This is a genomic window from Pseudomonas fluorescens (assembly GCF_902498065.1).
Classification (GTDB): Bacteria; Pseudomonadota; Gammaproteobacteria; order Pseudomonadales; family Pseudomonadaceae; genus Aquipseudomonas; species Aquipseudomonas fluorescens_BJ.
On sequence record NZ_CABVIR010000010.1, the window covers coordinates 1 to 15,012 of the forward strand.

The window sequence follows — 15,012 nt, forward strand, 5'->3', positions numbered from 1 at the left end:
CGCTCGATGGCCAGCGGCTATGCCGGTCTGGACAACGAACTGTTCTACCTCGACAAAACCATGATGGTCTTCGGCGACGCCAAGAAAGTCATCGAAGACATGGTCAAAGCCGTCGAGTAAAACCTGCCTCAGCGCAGCACTAAAATGAAGCGCCTTCCCCTATTCTACGAACGTTACGCTTTCGCAGGATAGGGGTGAAAATTTATAGACGAACGCTGGCAAAAGTTGACTCGTTACGTGCCTGGCTCAAAGCTGACATCGAACCGGCCAACGGCGAGAGCACCAATGCTTGCGGCAGCGGTATCATCGCCACCTGCTGCGTGGTATTGGAACCGACGCGCTCGTCACGCGGCGGAATGCCGAAGTATTCGCGGTAGCACTTGGAGAAGTGCGGCGTGGACACGAAGCCACAGATCGACGCCACTTCGATGATCGACATCGGCGTTTGCTTGAGCAACTGTCGCGCACGGACCAGACGCAGTTTCAGGTAGTAACGTGACGGCGAGCAGTGCAGGTACTTCTGGAACAATCGCTCGAGTTGCCGACGGGACACGGCGACGTACACCGCCAGTTCATCGAGGTCGATCGGCTCTTCCAGGTTGGCTTCCATCAACGCGACGATTTCCTGCAACTTCGGCTGATTGGTGCCGAGCATGTGCTTGAGCGGCACGCGCTGGTGATCCTGTTCGTTACGGATGCGCTCGTAGACAAACATTTCCGAGATCGCGGCGGACAGTTCACGCCCGTGATCACGGCTGATCAAGTGCAGCATCATGTCCAGCGGCGCGGTGCCGCCGGAGCTGGTGAAGCGGTTACGGTCGAGGGTGAACAGGCGCGTGCTCATGGCCACGCGCGGGAAAGCTTCCTGCATCGAGGCCAGACATTCCCAGTGCACGCTGCAATCGAAACCGTCCAGCAGGCCGGCGCAGGCCAGGGCCCAGCTGCCGGTGCAGACCGCACCGAGGCGGCAGGCCTTGCGGGCCTGGCTTTGCAACCAGGATACGTGTTCACGGGTAACGGTGCGCTGTATGCCGACTCCACCGCAAACGATGAGCGTGTCCATTGGCGGGGCTTTGTGCATGGAAGCGTCGGGGGTGATTTGCAGGCCATCACTGGCCCAGACCTGGCCGCCATCGACGGTGAGGGTGGTCCAGCGATACAGCTCGCGACCGGACAACTGGTTGGCCATCCGCAGGGGTTCTACAGCGGACGCCAGAGAAATCAGCGTGAAATTGTCCAGCAGCAGAAAGCCGATGGATTGAGGTGCACGGTTCTGGGGTTGGGCCCCGGACTTGAACGACGTCATCGCAGTATCTCCTCACACAAAGCGGGTGAATGGCCTCAGGCAAAGGCTCTTTTTATTCTCCCATCCAAAAGTTGGTGGGTTTGTTCCTATTCAACTTGCAAAGGTCGTACCCGATTACATAGTTTTGAGCGGATCCAAAAACGACATCACCCAATGTCTCTATGCTGAGGGTTTGCAGGGCGAAAGCCCTAAGGAAAACGCCTGAGTTTGTACCTGCGTTCATCAACGTTGTGCACTTTCGAAGCATATACGCGAGAGATATCTATAAACGACAACTTACTTGTCACCGACATCCACATGTCGGTTTTTGAATAAAAATAATGACCAATGCCCCGATTTGGGTTGGCATAAGCGCCATGCGCGATAAAAGTGCTCTATGACCGGGACAATGCGTACCAGTAACCGGACCTAGGCCGATATATGTTGGCGCTGATGCGATTTTGACCCAAGCCGCCGGAAGTCATTGACCCATTCGAATACTCAGCAATCATGACCTTGCGTGGGATTTCAGAGGCTGCACATGGGTCAGCTAAAATCAGTACCCTGGGTCAAAATCGCATCAGCGCCAACACTTTGCACCACATGGTGGATGTCATGACGCCAAAGATTGGTACTAAGTAGCGATTGCCTGCTCGTCGTCGGTCCGGAGCTCGCCCAATACTGAGCGCACCGGACGAGGTGCACCGAGATGCAGGTAACGTAGTTCATCCATAAAGGCACTCCAAAGTGAAGGGCCGCCCTTTTCCAGCACCTCCGCGCGCAAAGATGCTTCCTTGCTCGGATGCGTATGCCGAACACCCCAGGCAGCCACATGCGCGAGCAGAGGCACAAGCTGTATTGCCGCTTCCGTGAGGCTGTAAATTCCTTTCTGCTGATGATTTGGATCCGGACATCTTGTCAGCAGGCCAGAAGCAGTCATTCGTGAATGGCCGTTTTCAACCGAGGCTGTGTAAAAACGTGTTGGAACAGGTATGACGGTCGGCGCCAGAACGAAAATCGCGCTCCTACAAAAATTTCAGGCCTGTTGGCTAGACAAACGCTGACAGATTTTACGTAGCAACGCAGACTTCAAAACGGTGCATTCGTTTTTACACAGCCAGGGCCGACTTCTGCCGATCGGGTAGGCTGGAGTAGGGGCGATTCACTTGGTGCTCTCAACCTCAGCCGTTCGATGAGCCGGCGTTGGTTCGACATCCATGATTGCGCCATGCTCGGTATCGATCAGATAGTTCACCGCCATTGCCCAGCTAAACCTCGTCGACCCCTAGGCCAGCGGCGGGTAGTCGGTATAGCCCTCTTCCGAACCACTGTAAAAAGTGGAGGCATCCGCGGTGGCCAGCGGCGCGTCCAGGAAGAAGCGTTCCGGCAGATCAGGGTTGCTGATGAACAGCGTGCCAAATGTGACTGCATCGGCCAGGCCGGTTTGCAGGGCCTGTTCCGCAGACTTCTGATCATAACCAACATTCAACACGAAAATCCCTGAGAACCGCTTGCGAGCCCCGGGCGCCAAGGGTTTCGCGCCTTCCGGCAGGGTCCCCGGTTCCATGAAATGCAGAATTCCAACGTTTTTCTTTTCCAGCGCCTCTACCGCGTACATGTAGGTCTGCTCGAGATTGGAGTCGCCCATGTCATTGTACGGAATGCGCGGCGACAGCCTGACCGAGATACGGGCCGGTCCGAAGACCTTGATTGCCGCGTCAGTGGCTTCAAGCAAGAACCGCGCCCGCTTCTCAACGGTGCCGCCATACTCGTCGGTGCGTTTGTTTGAGCCGTCTTCCAGAAACTGCGCGGGCAGGTAACCATTGGCACCGTGTACCTCTACACCATCAAAGCCCGCATCTTTCGCGGCCTGTGCAGCTTTTTCGTAGTCCGCAATGGTGGACTTGATTTCATCAATGGTCAGTTCGCGTGGGGTCACCGAGGGTTTGATGCCTTCTGGCGTGAACGCCTGGCTATTGAAGGGAACTGACGATGGCGCGACCGGGAGTTCTCCACCATGAAAATCAGGATGAGATGCTCTCCCGGTATGCCAGAGCTGGGCGAAAATGAGACCACCGGCTTCATGAACTGCCTGGGTTACCTTCTTCCAGCCCGCAATCTGTTCAGGAGTATAGATTCCGGGGGTATTCGTCCAGCCGACGGCCTGGGCGCTGATCTGGGTGCCTTCCGTAAAAATAAGGCCCGCCGATGCGCGCTGTGCGTAATACGTCGCAGTCAATTTGTTGGCCACCTGATCCTTGGATCGACCTCTTGTCATCGGCGCCATGAACACCCGATTCTTGAAAGTGAGTTCTTCGTTGTTCAAGGGGGTTAGAAGCTTAAAATTTTCCATACTTTCCTCAGAATAAATTTTATTGAATGTCCGCCCGCGCTTAACGATTTCTCAAGTGCGGCTTGACCAAAGAAATGCTCCCTGTCGGATGCTCGATTGGCTGGCTACAACCCCCCGGCAAGAGTGGCGAACGAAGGATCCGGTTCGGACCGCTCCCTTCAGTGAGGACAATTGACAAGGTATCAATAATAAACCTAGTGTCAATTAGGCACTATTCGTAGACCTAGTAGGTTTGAGGATACCTACTGTCAGGAAATAGTCGGCGGCGCATGAGCTGTCGAGCCGTCGACAGTGGCCTCGCGCGTAAGAGCAGTGGCGCTCTGCGTTCATGATCGAACAAGCCTGAGCAATCGATGTGAAGATTCGGTTGAAGTAGGTATCGAGATTGACTGCCCGCGCATGAAAGGCAAAAACTAGCGCACTGCCAACAACAAAAAGCGTTGGCAGAGTTCCATGCTTACCAGGTCGCACTGGTTCCACTGAGATCTTCGGTGTTTCTCAAGACATCGGATTACAAGTCCCGAAGCGCAGCATGGGCGGCCGACAACGCGTTCATGTAATCGAGTGAAACAGCCTTCCCTACGTACTTGTCGTTCCGATTGCAGCGGCGTCGAACTTCTGCCGGGCAGCATCAACCTCCGGCATCTTGGCGAGCGTCCATTCATGCAGTGCCCGAAAAGGTTGTTGCAGCGTGCGGCCCAGCGGCGTGACTCGATACTGCACCGCGACTGGCGAAAGCGAAATCACCTCGCGCGATACCAAGCCGTTGCGCTCCAGCCGGCGGAGACATTGAGTTAGCGCTTTCTGGGTGACGCCTTGCAGGCGACGACGGATCGCGTTGAAGCGTTGCGGACCGTCATCAAGCACGGCTAACACCATCATCGACCATTTATCAGCGATCTGGTCGAATAAAGCTCGGCTAGGGCAGTCGGACGAAAAACACAGCGGTTCGAGTTCAAGCATGGCGGTTTCCTTCTATATACCTAGGCGATCTCAGGCGCTAGATTGACGCCAAGTTTACTAGATATACTGAGCCTAAGAACGCTTTCTTCTGTTGTAGTGTTGGCGCTGATTGGAAACCGACACGTGCTCCCCATGACCTATGTCTCGTACTCGTCGCTTGGTTAAGTCACAGGCACGCAGCTTGTGTCGATAGCCAAATTGAACAGCGCCAAATCCCTCGTCTTCTCAGCAAGCTGGAGCCTTACTCGGATGGCCCAGATATCCCTGACTCGGAGCGGAGCTTTCTGTCCAACAAGTATCCCGTTATTCCATGGCTGATGCCGATATTTAGCAATGGTGTTCATGATGGTGTCCTCCACGTGGGTGGAGGACTAGGGTGGATCAGTCGCGCGGCACCGTTGTCGGATTCGGCCAGAAGCGGTCGGTGATCTAAATGAATAAATCTGCCCCCGTTTTCTTAACCGCATGAGATGAGCGTTGCACCTTGATTTAGAGATGCATCAAATCGGCGTTGGCAATAAATCAGGAGACTTGGCGAGGCAAGCCCTGCAGTCCGGCGTCACTACTTAAAGCCCCGTTGACGAGCAAGAGTTGTGAGTGTGCAGCGATTTTCGCCCAAGGGGCCGCCATGCTGATGGTTCTCCGCTCGCACCCTGGCCGTGGCCTAGGAGGCTATTTAGGTCGCTCATGGAATGCAGCAAAAATATCCGCCATAAAATCCATGAAAACGATGGCTCGCTGGGGCAGCAGCCGATTCGCTAAGTATACGATTTGGATCGGAACGGGTGGCGCCACGTATTCGTTAAGCAGTAATTGAAGATTGCCACTTCTCAGCCCTTCCTCATATAGCCATTGAGGCCCCTGCGCGATTCCCAATCCTGCATTGACGTACTCACGTATCGCCTCAGGGGAGTTGACACGCAGTCGTCCGGAGATCGGGACATCACTATCCTTAAACCGCCAGTTGGTTCCAGTGGATAGCAGGGTATAAATGAGGCAGTCGTGTTCCTTAAGGTCATCAGGCGAAGAGGGAGATCCATGTTTCTCTAGGTACGCACGGCTGGCAACGCACACACGCTCGAACCAGGCTAGTGGCCGGGCTCGCATTGCACTGTCCTCCAGGTGCCCAATACGAATCGCGAGTTCTGCGCCCTCGTCGACTAAATTGACGTAGCGATCATTGATTTGAAGATCGAGCGACAGTTCGGGATAACGCCCTAGAAAGCTCGCGACGTGCGGTACGATGAAGGTGTGAGCCAATGCGGTCGGGCAAGCGACGCGCAATAACCCAGACGGCGTTACGTTCCCTCTCAGTGAGGACTCTGACTGTTCCACTGAGTCCAGAATACGCCGCGCATCTGCGTAGTACCGTTCACCCTCGGGCGTGAGCATCAGCTTTCGCGTGGATCGGTGAAGCAGCCTGGTTTGCAAATGGTTTTCAAGAGCAGCGACGTAACGACTGACGTTCGGTTGCCCTAGTCCTAGATCACGCCCCGCAGCAGAAAAACTACCTGTCTCGACAGCGCGTACAAAACAGCTCATCAGCAACAACCGATCCATCACGCTCCTTTTCATGCAGATTTCGCATGAGATCTATTCTATTTGCCCATCTTATCAGTGCACTGACATGAATACATAGTTGCTCTCAGAAGGTCAGTCGTCCGGCTGGCCGCCCCGAAAGAGAGGAAATTTACATGTCCCGTTTACAAGGCAAGCGTACCCTCATCACTGGCGGTACGAGCGGCATCGGTCTGGAGACCGCCAAGCAATTTCTCGCCGAAGGCGCACGCGTGATCGTCACAGGCGTTAATCCTGAGTCCATGGCAAATGCTCAAGCTATTTTAGGTAGCGAAGTCCTGGTGCTGCGAGCCGACTCAGCTAGTGTCGCAGCCCAGAAGGAGCTGGCGCAGGCTGTTCAGTCTCATTACGGGCAGCTCGACGTTGCTTTCCTCAATGCAGGCGTATCCGTCTGGAGGCCAATCGAAGACTGGAACGAGGAGATGTTCGATCGCTCCTTCAACATCAATGTCAAAGGCCCTTACTTCCTTCTGCAAGCACTGCTGCCGACTTTCTCTAATCCTGCATCGGTCGTTCTTAACACCTCGGTAAGTGCGCACCTGGGCGCCGCGCGTTCATCCATTTATGCCGCAACAAAGGCTGCCTTTCTGAACATGTCGAAAACGCTCTCTAGCGAGCTTCTACCGCGTGGTGTTCGAGTAAATGCGGTCAGTCCTGGTCCGATCGACACGCCGCTGTACGACAAGGCGGGTATACCCGATGCCTACCGCGAGCAGGTCAATAAAGATATTGCTGCGACTATCCCATTTGGCCGTTTTGGCACGCCTGAAGAAGTAGCTAAGGCGGTGCTGTACCTCGCGTCGGACGAGTCTCGTTGGACGTTGGGAACAGAAATTATTGTTGATGGTGGTCGCTCGCTTTAACGAGATAGGCACGCCTTCGAGTCTGTACATCCCGCTTCCTGCCCGGAAGCGGGAGTTGTCGAAATAACAGTGGGTATTCAAATGTCGCAATCACAGCTCACGCTCGTTAGCCACGAGCTTTGTCCGTTTGTTCAGCGAGTGGCAATTTTACTCCTCGAAAAAGGGGCTCCATTTCAACGGGTTGATGTGGATTTGAAGGACAGGCCCAGCTGGTTTCTGGTCATGTCGCCAACGGGCAAAGTCCCGCTTCTTATGGTGCAAAAAGGCGATGAGGAAGCGACCGTACTTTTCGAGAGCGTCGCTATCTGTGAATACATCGAACAGGTGTATCCGGAGCCCGCTCTGCACCCGAAAGATGCGATTTCCCGTGCTCAACACCGTGCATGGATCGAATTCGCCACTGGTATGCTTGCTGATGCATGGGGATATTTGAACGCAACGGATCAGCAGACAGCGCTTGCTAAGTCTTCAGCGCTGAGGGGAAAGCTGGAGAGGCTTGGCGGTGAAAAGATGGAGGGGCCGTACTTCGCTGGCGAAACGTTCAGTATGGTGGATATTGCTGTAGCCCCAGTTTTCCGCTATTTCGACATACTGGGATTCGAACAAAGTCATTCATTGTTTGATGGACTTGGTCGCATTGCCGAGTGGCGTCATGCACTGGCCAATCGCGCTAGCGTTCAAGCGGCTGTCGCCGAGAATTATGCAGACCGGTTACGCAAACATCTGCTGGAGGTGAAGGCCATTTTAGTCAGATGAGTCATAAATATGAGTCCAGTCTCTCGTATGGCGGGACTTAGCCTGGTGCGACGGTGGAGTTGGGTCTCCTTTGCGAATTTGCAGGAGGCCCGCTTTCCTATTCTTCAGGAAAGTGCCTATGCAACGGATAGCGATCTGAGCTTTCGTTGGCGCTCCATATCCGCTTTTGGCCGTTTTCTGCCTGTCACAAGGGGCAGAAGCAGTCATCCGAGACTGCCACTCTCAGATAGCGAGTTGGCGTTTGCGGTAGTTGGAGCTAGCCATGCTCGCCCCCCCCATCCATGCAACCCGTTTCGTCCTACTGCTCCAGCATCAAACTGCGCCAAACGATCACTGGCGGTTCAACAGATACAACTTCCGGTTGCAACTCTTCCTGTTTCTGCAACTCTGGCGGAGTCACCACGGATGATGGCTGCTGATGCGGAAAAAGTTGCGCGGCCTCTGCGGTCGACTCATCGATAGGCAGCGTAGTCATTTGATCGTCACAACGACCTTGCCCTTGGCTCGTCCCTGCTCGACGTACTTCAATGCCTCTCCCGTTGATTCAAAGGTGAAGGAGCGGTCAACCACAGGTTTGATGATTCCGGCCTCAATGAGCGCGGTGATTTGTTGCAGTTGGGCGCCATTGGCCCGCATGAACACGAACGTGTAGCTGACGTCCTGCTTGCGTGCCTTGCGCCGAATACCGAGGCTCAGCAGGCGCATGACTTGCTTCAATGGCCAGGACAACCCTTGCTCCTGCGCGAACTGCGCAGTGGGTGGCCCTGAGATGGAAATGAGTTGGCCACCGGGCTTGAGGACCTTGAGTGACTTCTCCAGTACGTCCGCGCCGAGGCTGTTCAACACCACGTCGTAGTCGTGCAAGACACTTTCGAAGTTCTGCTGTGTGTAGTCGATCACCAGATCGGCCCCCAGCGCCTTCACCCATTCGACATTCGCGGTGCTGGTGGTGGTCGCGACAAAGGCGCCGAGGTGTTTGGCAAGTTGGATGGCGAGGGTGCCGACACCGCCGGAGCCGGCATGGATCAGCACTTTCTGGCCCTTTTTCAGTTGGGCGGTTTCGACCAGCACTTGCCAGGCGGTCAGTGCGACCAAGGGGATGGACGCAGCTTGTGCCATGTTGGTATTGGCAGGTTTCAGGGCGATCGCGTTTTCGTTCACGGCGATCAATTGGGCGAACGTCCCGATCCGCGCTTCGGGCGGGCGAGCGTAAACTTCGTCTCCCTGTTTGAACCGCTTCACTTGCGAGCCAACCTCAACCACCACGCCCGCCAGGTCATTGCCCAGTACTAGCGGAAATGAATAGGGCAGGATCAGTTTGAATTCGCCTTTGCGGATCTTCGAGTCCAGCAGGTTGACGCTGCTGGCGTGCACCTCAATCAAGACGTCGTGAGCACCCACCGCGGGGGCGGGCGCTTCGCCAATGCGCCCGGTGTTCTTGCCATAGCGATCAATTAAAAATGCCTTCATCGTTGTGCGGCTCTTGTCGGTTGGAATGAGGGGGGGGCGGAGCGTTTGCGGCGTTAATGTGCCGTGTTGTCAGGCATCAAGGAACGCCAGTGCCTTGGTCACAAAGTCAACGTAGTGCTGGAAAATGCCGCCGTGCCCGGCATCTTCATAAATGACCAGTTGCGCGTTGGGGATGCGGTTAGCCAGCGCAATCGAGTTAACGCTGGGCACCATGATGTCGTTGTCGCCGTTGACGATCAGCGTCGGCGTCCGCAAGCGCCTGAGGTTTTGGGGTGCCTGTTTGCCCCACGCGGTGATGGCTTTCAACTGCCGTAGGAAAGCTCTGGGCGTCGGGCCTTTGTCCCGATTTTTTTTGCGCTCTTTCAAGCGTTGCAAAAACAGCGATGCGGTTCGACGGCCATTGGGCGTCGAAGTAAAGAATAGGTAGAACTTGGGATCACGCAAGGTCAGCAAGCCTTTGAGCATCAATGGCCACGTCACCGAGCCGACCTTGTCGATACCGGTCCCGCCGGCCGGCCCGGTGCCGACGAGAATCAAGCGGCGCACCAATTCGGGCGCCTTCAGGGCAATGTCTTGAGCGACGAAACCGCCGAGTGAAAAACCGAGCACATCGACGGTCTCGAAACCCAGCGCGCGTATCAGTTGAATGGCATCGTCTGCCATTTCGCCGACCGTCAGTGGCGCGGTTCCACCGGAGCCGCCGATGCCGCGATAGTCGGTGGCAATGACGCGTCGTGTTTGTGCCAGGCCATCGATGATCCGGGGGTCGAAGTTGTCCAGCACCGCGCCCCAATGATTGAACAGTACGAGGGGCACGCCGGTCTTGAGGCCGATGTCGCGATAGGCGAAGGGAATGCCGTTGACCCGGATCGACTGATTCGTTGCGTTGACGAACGGCGTCTGCGAGCCCGCGGGGTTATTTGTTTTCGTGGGGGTCATGTCCACTCCGAACAAAGGCACGTAGTCGATGCAGTGCCTTGGGCACCTGCATCGAAACTTGCACGGGTGTTCGCTACAAAATGATCACTGTTGGGTCTGGTAGCGCTGGGCAACCGCAGACTGGCGGATTTGCTGCAGCAGGCCCTGACGTGCGGTCTGCAGGCCATCCCAGCGTTCAGCTTCATGCAGAGGCGGGATAGTCACCGGCTCACGCCGATCAAAACCGACCAGTGCGGCATCCACCAGATCGCTCACTTCCATGATTTCGTTCAAGGTGTTGATGTCGACGCCGGAGCGATCCCAGATCTCCGTGCGGGTGGCGGCCGGCAGCACGGCCTGCACGTAAACGCCCAGGGGCGAAAGTTCCAGGCTCAGGCCTTGGGAAAGGAACAGCACAAACGCCTTGGTCGCACCGTAGACCGACATGCCGAACTCCGGCGCCAGACCCACCACCGAACCGATATTGATGATCGCACCGTCGCCTGCTTTGGCCAGGCGTGGAGCGATGGCGCTGGCGAGCCGCACCAGCGCCGTGGTGTTGAGGGCGACCAGTTGCGCAACGCTGTCGGTGCTTTGGTCGATGAAGTTGCCGGACAGAGCGGCGCCGGCGTTATTGACGAGAATGCCGATACGGGCGTCGTCGCGCAGGCGTACTTCAACGGTTGTCAGATCGCCGAGGTGGGTTAGATCCGCCGGAATCACATCGACGGCGACGCCGTGTTCGCTGCGCAATCGGGCTGCAAGTGCGTCAAGGCGTGCCTGGTCGCGGGCGACCACGACCAGATCGTGGCCGCGTTGCGCGAAGCGCTCTGCGTAGACGGCGCCGATGCCAGTGGAGGCGCCAGTGATGAGAACGGTAGGGCGAGTGCTCATGGGGTCATCTCTCTTTCAGGATGTGTGAAAACAGAAAGCGCGGTCACTGATTGCTCAGCTTGCGGTGGCGCTCGATTCAGCCAACGTCGGGTAGTCGATGTAGCCTGCCGAGCCGCCGCCATAGAGGGTGGCGGGATTGAAGGCGGACAACGGCGCGCCGCTCTTGAGGCGCTCCACCAGATCCGGGTTGCCAATGAACGGGCGACCGAACGCAATCAGATCGGCCTGGTCTTCGGCGAGCCGCGAAATCGCCAGGTCCAGGTCATAGCCGTTGTTGGCGATGTAGGTATGTTTGAAGCGCTGGCGCAGGGCGCCGAAATCGAATGGCGCCACGTCACGCGGGCCGCCGGTCGCGCCTTCGACCACGTGCAGATAAACGACGCCGAGGGCGTCGAGTTGATCGACGACGTAATCGAATTGCGCCTGCGGATCACTGCTGGAAACGCCATTGGCCGGCGACACCGGCGACAAGCGCACACCGGTGCGATCCGCGCCGATTTCATTGACGACGGTGGCCGTTACTTCGAGCAACAGACGAGCACGATTTTCAATCGAGCCGCCGTAAGCATCGGTACGCAAGTTGGCGCTGTCCTTGAGGAATTGATCCAGCAAATAGCCGTTCGCGCCGTGAATCTCCACGCCATCGAACCCGGCGGTGACGGCGTTTGCCGCGGCCTGGCGGAAATCGGAGACGATCCCCGGTAGTTCGCTGATATCCAGTGCGCGCGGCTCGGAGACATCTTCAAAGCGGTTGTTGACGAACACTTTGGTGGCGGCGCGCAACGCAGAAGGGGCCACGGGAGCGGCGCCGCTTTCTTGCAGATCAACGTGCGACACACGGCCGACATGCCAAAGTTGCAGGAAGATTTTTCCGCCCTTGGTGTGGACGGCATCGGTCACTTTGCGCCAGCCATCTATCTGCGCCTGCGTGTAGATTCCGGGGGTGTCCTGATAGCCCTGGCCCTGTTGGGAAATCTGCGTGGCTTCGCTGATCAGCAAGCCTGCGCTTGCGCGTTGGCTGTAATAGGTGGCCGCGAACTCGCTTGGCACAAAGCCTTCGCCTGCCCGGTTGCGTGTCAGTGGCGCGAGGACGACACGGTTCGACAGCGTGAGAGCGCCAAGCGTGTAAGGGGTGAACAGATTCTGGTCGGTCATTTGGTCATTCTTCCGTGCCCGTTGATGGAGATCGGTTGTGCGTGCAATTAGGATGATGATCGAAATCTAAACTGTCAACAATTTTGATTATGATCAACATCTATGTATCATTGGCGCATGATTTCCCAGTGGACCATGAGGTATTGCACGTGAGAGTGACCAAAGCCCAGGCGCAGGCCAATCGGGAGCACATCGTTGAGACGGCCTCTGAGCTGTTCCGTGAGCGCGGCTTCGACGGCGTCGGTGTGTCGGATCTCATGGCGGCTGCCGGTTTCACTCACGGAGGTTTCTACAAGCATTTCGGTTCGAAGGCCGACCTGATGGCCGAAGCCTCGGCCAGCGGCCTTTTCAAATCGTTGGAAGGTGCTGAATCGCTCGATATTCCGGGCTTCATCGACGTCTATGTGACGAGGGAACATCGGGACGGACGTGGCAGCGGTTGCACCATGGCCGCGTTGTGTGGCGACGCGGCGCGTCAATCGGATGATTTGAAAGCGACGTTTGCCGAAGGGATCGAGCACACTCTGCAAACACTAGGGGACAAATATCCGACCAGGCCGGATGCCGCTTCAGGTGAGGGGAGAAAGAAAATGATCGACCTGTTGTCTCGTGCTGTCGGTGCGATTATTTTGTCGCGTGCCTGCCCGGATGATTCCGCACTGGCGGATGAGATCCTTGAGGTGTGCCGCGCTGAAATGTTTGCTTCGTTGTCGGTCAATGAAGTGGAAGCGGTGTAGAGGGGCGGTTCATTCAAAGCGTGTTTTTCGGTAGAACTTCGCTTTTGATGCTCGGATCCGAAAGTCAACTTTGGCAAAAGCAGCGGTTCATGAACGGCTACTTTTGGCCGGTCGCTGACTGTCATCATCGGTTGAATTAACAACCCAAAGCGGACTCGCCACGAAGCCTTAAATTCAAGCAGTTCTTGGCTCTTCGCGGTCAATGCGAAGCGCGCCAATTGCTCCCTCCGCCTCACCGTTAGATTTGATTAGTGCCTGGTATTTAAAGCCCCCCCTTGAGCGCGTTTTTTTAGAAAATTGATGGGTTATCGGTTAAATCGCTCGACCAATGAATACTGAGTTTTAGCGGTTTGGGTCAGTTCTTTGCTCAGTTCTGCCGAATGCCTGGCCTGTTCAGACGTCTGATCCGCCAGGTTGGCAATGGTCGTGATATTGCGGCTGATTTCCTCGGCCACGGCGGTTTGCTCTTCGGTCGCAGCGGCAATCTGTGTCGTCATGTCCGTGATGTTCGCCACCGCTTCACTGATCCCGACTAATGCATTATCTGCCTCAAGCACCCATGCCACACCTTCTTCGGCTTGGCGTTGACCGCTTTCCATGGATTTCACCGCATTGTTGGACGAGACCTGCAGCTTGGAAATCAGCTCATGGATTTGCGTCGTGGACTCCGTCGTGCGCTGCGCCAACTGGCGCACTTCATCGGCGACCACCGCAAAGCCTCGACCCATGTCGCCCGCCCGCGCGGCTTCGATGGCGGCGTTCAGCGCCAGCAGGTTGGTCTGGTCGGCAATGCCCTTGATCACATCGACTACCGTGCCGATTTCATTGCTGTCCTTGGCCAGTTGCGCGACTGTCAGCCCGGTTTCACCCACCACCACCGAGAGGCGCTGAATGGCTTCGCGGGTGTCCCGGGCCACGTCGCGTCCGCGTCCGGTCAACACATTGGCTTCCTGAGTAGCGTCGGCGGTTCGCTGGACGTGGCTGGCGACTTCCTGTGTAGTGGCCGCCATCTGATTGACCGCTGCCGACACCTGCTCGGTCTCGACCCGTTGGCGCTCAAGTCCACGGGAACTGTCGGTGGCGAGCCCGTCGGACCGGCCGGCCAGGCCGGTCAGTTGCTCTGCCGTATCCTGCAGCCGGGTGAGGCACGTCTTGAGCCGAGACGCCTGGCTGACAAACGCCGTTTCTAGGCGTGCCTGTGGGCCACGTTCGTCGCTGTACATTTTGGCTAGCAACGCGTCACAGGTTGAGGCCTCAGCTATTTCCAGCAGATGCAGCGCGCCACGGTTCTGCCGACTCGACACCCACAGTCCGAGCGGCACCGATACCCCGACAGCCAGGCTGATCGCCTCCGACATGCCGAGGAACACGCCACCCAATGCACCCACCAGGCCCATAGTCAACACCGGCAGCCAGGCGAGCAGGGCGGGTTGCCATTGATCACTGACCGGGACGGCCGACTTGCCCAGGCTGATGCGTTTATAGAGGGCTTCGGCGCGACGGATCTGTTCCGCCGTCGGCTTGACCCTGACCGATTCATAGCCCACAACCTCACGCCCCTCGAAAATCGGCGTGACGTAGGCGTTGACCCAGTAGTGGTCGCCGTTTTTCGAGCGATTCTTGACGATGCCCATCCACGGCTTGCCAAGCTTGAGCGCGCCCCACATATGGGCAAAGACGGCGGAGGGCACGTCGGGGTGACGAACGATGTTTTGAGGCGCACCGATCAGGTCGGACTTGTTGAAACCGCTGATCTCGACGAAGGCGTCATTGCAGTACGTGATGACTCCACGCGCATCCGTTGTCGAGATGAGCTTTTGTTGAGCCCCAAGGGCAATCTCGCGCTGCGTAACCGGCTGGTTGTTTCTCATCTGTATTGCTCCTATGCCCTAAGTAGGGGCATCGGCTGCAATATGAGAAAGGTTAATCTGAAATTTGCGCTGCCAGTACGCAAATGCATGCCCATTTCTTCAAGCAAATGCCCCTGCTGGCCGATAACCCGGACAGTCATGATCTTCTTCTTAAAATTGTCTGGAAATC

The 15,012-nt window shown here is 56.6% G+C and carries 15 protein-coding genes and 2 pseudogenes; 4 read left to right on the forward strand and 13 right to left on the reverse strand.

Annotated elements, in window-relative coordinates; all coding sequences use genetic code 11:
• Nucleotides 1-120: NAD(P)(+) transhydrogenase (Re/Si-specific) subunit beta (locus tag F8N43_RS26535; protein WP_150654586.1), on the forward strand; the 120-nt coding region annotated here is incomplete at its 5' end.
• Nucleotides 121-202: 82 nt separating this feature from the next.
• Here F8N43_RS26535 and F8N43_RS26540 read toward each other — a convergent pair.
• The 6 genes and pseudogenes from F8N43_RS26540 to F8N43_RS26565 form a co-directional block, all read right to left on the reverse strand.
• The gene (locus F8N43_RS26540) at nucleotides 203-1,306 is read right to left on the reverse strand and encodes a GlxA family transcriptional regulator (RefSeq protein WP_150654587.1); all 1,104 of its coding nucleotides are present in this window, start codon (nucleotides 1,304-1,306) and stop codon (nucleotides 203-205) included.
• Nucleotides 1,307-1,919: 613 nt separating this feature from the next.
• Nucleotides 1,920-2,225, reverse strand: a complete 306-nt coding sequence (locus F8N43_RS26545) for a winged helix-turn-helix transcriptional regulator (protein ID WP_224787859.1) — start codon at nucleotides 2,223-2,225, stop codon at nucleotides 1,920-1,922.
• A 345-nt stretch (nucleotides 2,226-2,570) separates the two neighbouring features.
• On the reverse strand, nucleotides 2,571-3,638 hold the full coding sequence (locus tag F8N43_RS26550) for an alkene reductase (protein ID WP_150638974.1): 1,068 nt from the start codon (nucleotides 3,636-3,638) through the stop codon (nucleotides 2,571-2,573).
• A 579-nt stretch (nucleotides 3,639-4,217) separates the two neighbouring features.
• Complete coding sequence (locus tag F8N43_RS26555) at nucleotides 4,218-4,601, reverse strand: winged helix-turn-helix transcriptional regulator (RefSeq protein ID WP_150638973.1); 384 nt, start codon at nucleotides 4,599-4,601, stop codon at nucleotides 4,218-4,220.
• Between the two features lie 117 nt (nucleotides 4,602-4,718).
• Nucleotides 4,719-4,945, reverse strand: a pseudogene (locus tag F8N43_RS29635) (integrase); the annotation flags it as partial.
• Nucleotides 4,946-5,273: 328 nt separating this feature from the next.
• The gene (locus F8N43_RS26565) at nucleotides 5,274-6,161 is read right to left on the reverse strand and encodes a LysR family transcriptional regulator (protein ID WP_191630155.1); all 888 of its coding nucleotides are present in this window, start codon (nucleotides 6,159-6,161) and stop codon (nucleotides 5,274-5,276) included.
• Nucleotides 6,162-6,295: 134 nt separating this feature from the next.
• On the opposite strand from F8N43_RS26565, the gene F8N43_RS26570 reads away from it, so the two are divergent.
• Nucleotides 6,296-7,042 (forward strand): SDR family oxidoreductase, encoded by a 747-nt coding sequence (locus tag F8N43_RS26570; RefSeq protein ID WP_150638971.1) that lies wholly within the window; start codon nucleotides 6,296-6,298, stop codon nucleotides 7,040-7,042.
• A gap of 81 nt (nucleotides 7,043-7,123) precedes the next feature.
• On the forward strand, nucleotides 7,124-7,798 hold the full coding sequence (locus F8N43_RS26575; protein WP_150638970.1) for a glutathione S-transferase family protein: 675 nt from the start codon (nucleotides 7,124-7,126) through the stop codon (nucleotides 7,796-7,798).
• 298 nt (nucleotides 7,799-8,096) lie between these two features.
• On the opposite strand, the gene F8N43_RS29375 is transcribed toward F8N43_RS26575, so the two are convergent.
• The 5 genes from F8N43_RS29375 to F8N43_RS26595 all read right to left on the reverse strand — a co-directional run bounded on the left by F8N43_RS29375 (nucleotide 8,097) and on the right by F8N43_RS26595 (nucleotide 12,235).
• The gene (locus F8N43_RS29375; RefSeq protein ID WP_191630156.1) at nucleotides 8,097-8,273 is read right to left on the reverse strand and encodes a hypothetical protein; all 177 of its coding nucleotides are present in this window, start codon (nucleotides 8,271-8,273) and stop codon (nucleotides 8,097-8,099) included.
• Entirely contained in the window at nucleotides 8,270-9,268 is a 999-nt protein-coding gene (locus tag F8N43_RS26580) for an NADP-dependent oxidoreductase (RefSeq protein WP_150638969.1), read from the reverse strand. Before F8N43_RS26580 ends, F8N43_RS29375 begins: the two co-directional genes overlap by 4 nt.
• Nucleotides 9,269-9,337: 69 nt before the next feature.
• Nucleotides 9,338-10,207 carry an alpha/beta fold hydrolase gene (locus F8N43_RS26585; protein WP_150638968.1) on the reverse strand — a complete coding sequence of 290 codons (870 nt, stop codon included), beginning with the start codon at nucleotides 10,205-10,207 and terminating at the stop codon, nucleotides 9,338-9,340.
• A gap of 84 nt (nucleotides 10,208-10,291) precedes the next feature.
• Entirely contained in the window at nucleotides 10,292-11,080 is a 789-nt protein-coding gene (locus F8N43_RS26590) for an SDR family NAD(P)-dependent oxidoreductase (protein WP_150638967.1), read from the reverse strand.
• A gap of 54 nt (nucleotides 11,081-11,134) precedes the next feature.
• Nucleotides 11,135-12,235 carry an alkene reductase gene (locus F8N43_RS26595; RefSeq protein WP_150654589.1) on the reverse strand — a complete coding sequence of 367 codons (1,101 nt, stop codon included), beginning with the start codon at nucleotides 12,233-12,235 and terminating at the stop codon, nucleotides 11,135-11,137.
• Nucleotides 12,236-12,384: 149 nt separating this feature from the next.
• Here F8N43_RS26595 and F8N43_RS26600 point away from each other — a divergent pair, with 149 nt between their 5' ends.
• Nucleotides 12,385-12,972, forward strand: coding sequence for a TetR/AcrR family transcriptional regulator (locus F8N43_RS26600; protein WP_191630158.1), 588 nt, complete (start codon nucleotides 12,385-12,387; stop codon nucleotides 12,970-12,972).
• Nucleotides 12,973-13,277: 305 nt separating this feature from the next.
• Here the strand turns inward: F8N43_RS26600 and F8N43_RS26605 are convergent, their stop codons facing one another.
• Both F8N43_RS26605 and F8N43_RS30055 read right to left on the reverse strand, forming a co-directional pair.
• Nucleotides 13,278-14,369, reverse strand: a complete 1,092-nt coding sequence (locus F8N43_RS26605; RefSeq protein ID WP_412072604.1) for a methyl-accepting chemotaxis protein — start codon at nucleotides 14,367-14,369, stop codon at nucleotides 13,278-13,280.
• Between the two features lie 207 nt (nucleotides 14,370-14,576).
• A pseudogene (locus F8N43_RS30055) lies at nucleotides 14,577-14,843 on the reverse strand (PAS domain-containing protein); the annotation flags it as partial.
• Between the last annotated feature and the right edge of the window lie 169 nt (nucleotides 14,844-15,012).

What these genes read in the sequence shown, in the direction of transcription:
- F8N43_RS26540 (WP_150654587.1), bottom strand. Translation starts at nt 1,306, where the DNA reads ATGACGTCGTTCAAGTCCGGGGCCCAACCCCAGAACCGTGCACCTCAA.
- F8N43_RS26550 (WP_150638974.1), bottom strand. Translation starts at nt 3,638, where the DNA reads ATGGAAAATTTTAAGCTTCTAACCCCCTTGAACAACGAAGAACTCACT.
- F8N43_RS26545 (WP_224787859.1), bottom strand. Translation starts at nt 2,225, where the DNA reads ATGACTGCTTCTGGCCTGCTGACAAGATGTCCGGATCCAAATCATCAG.
- F8N43_RS26555 (WP_150638973.1), bottom strand. Translation starts at nt 4,601, where the DNA reads ATGCTTGAACTCGAACCGCTGTGTTTTTCGTCCGACTGCCCTAGCCGA.
- F8N43_RS29375 (WP_191630156.1), bottom strand. Translation starts at nt 8,273, where the DNA reads ATGACTACGCTGCCTATCGATGAGTCGACCGCAGAGGCCGCGCAACTT.
- F8N43_RS26580 (WP_150638969.1), bottom strand. Translation starts at nt 9,268, where the DNA reads ATGAAGGCATTTTTAATTGATCGCTATGGCAAGAACACCGGGCGCATT.
- F8N43_RS26590 (WP_150638967.1), bottom strand. Translation starts at nt 11,080, where the DNA reads ATGAGCACTCGCCCTACCGTTCTCATCACTGGCGCCTCCACTGGCATC.
- F8N43_RS26565 (WP_191630155.1), bottom strand. Translation starts at nt 6,161, where the DNA reads ATGGATCGGTTGTTGCTGATGAGCTGTTTTGTACGCGCTGTCGAGACA.
- F8N43_RS26605 (WP_412072604.1), bottom strand. Translation starts at nt 14,369, where the DNA reads ATGGGCCTGGTGGGTGCATTGGGTGGCGTGTTCCTCGGCATGTCGGAG.
- F8N43_RS26575 (WP_150638970.1), top strand. Translation starts at nt 7,124, where the DNA reads ATGTCGCAATCACAGCTCACGCTCGTTAGCCACGAGCTTTGTCCGTTT.
- F8N43_RS26595 (WP_150654589.1), bottom strand. Translation starts at nt 12,235, where the DNA reads ATGACCGACCAGAATCTGTTCACCCCTTACACGCTTGGCGCTCTCACG.
- F8N43_RS26570 (WP_150638971.1), top strand. Translation starts at nt 6,296, where the DNA reads ATGTCCCGTTTACAAGGCAAGCGTACCCTCATCACTGGCGGTACGAGC.
- F8N43_RS26585 (WP_150638968.1), bottom strand. Translation starts at nt 10,207, where the DNA reads ATGACCCCCACGAAAACAAATAACCCCGCGGGCTCGCAGACGCCGTTC.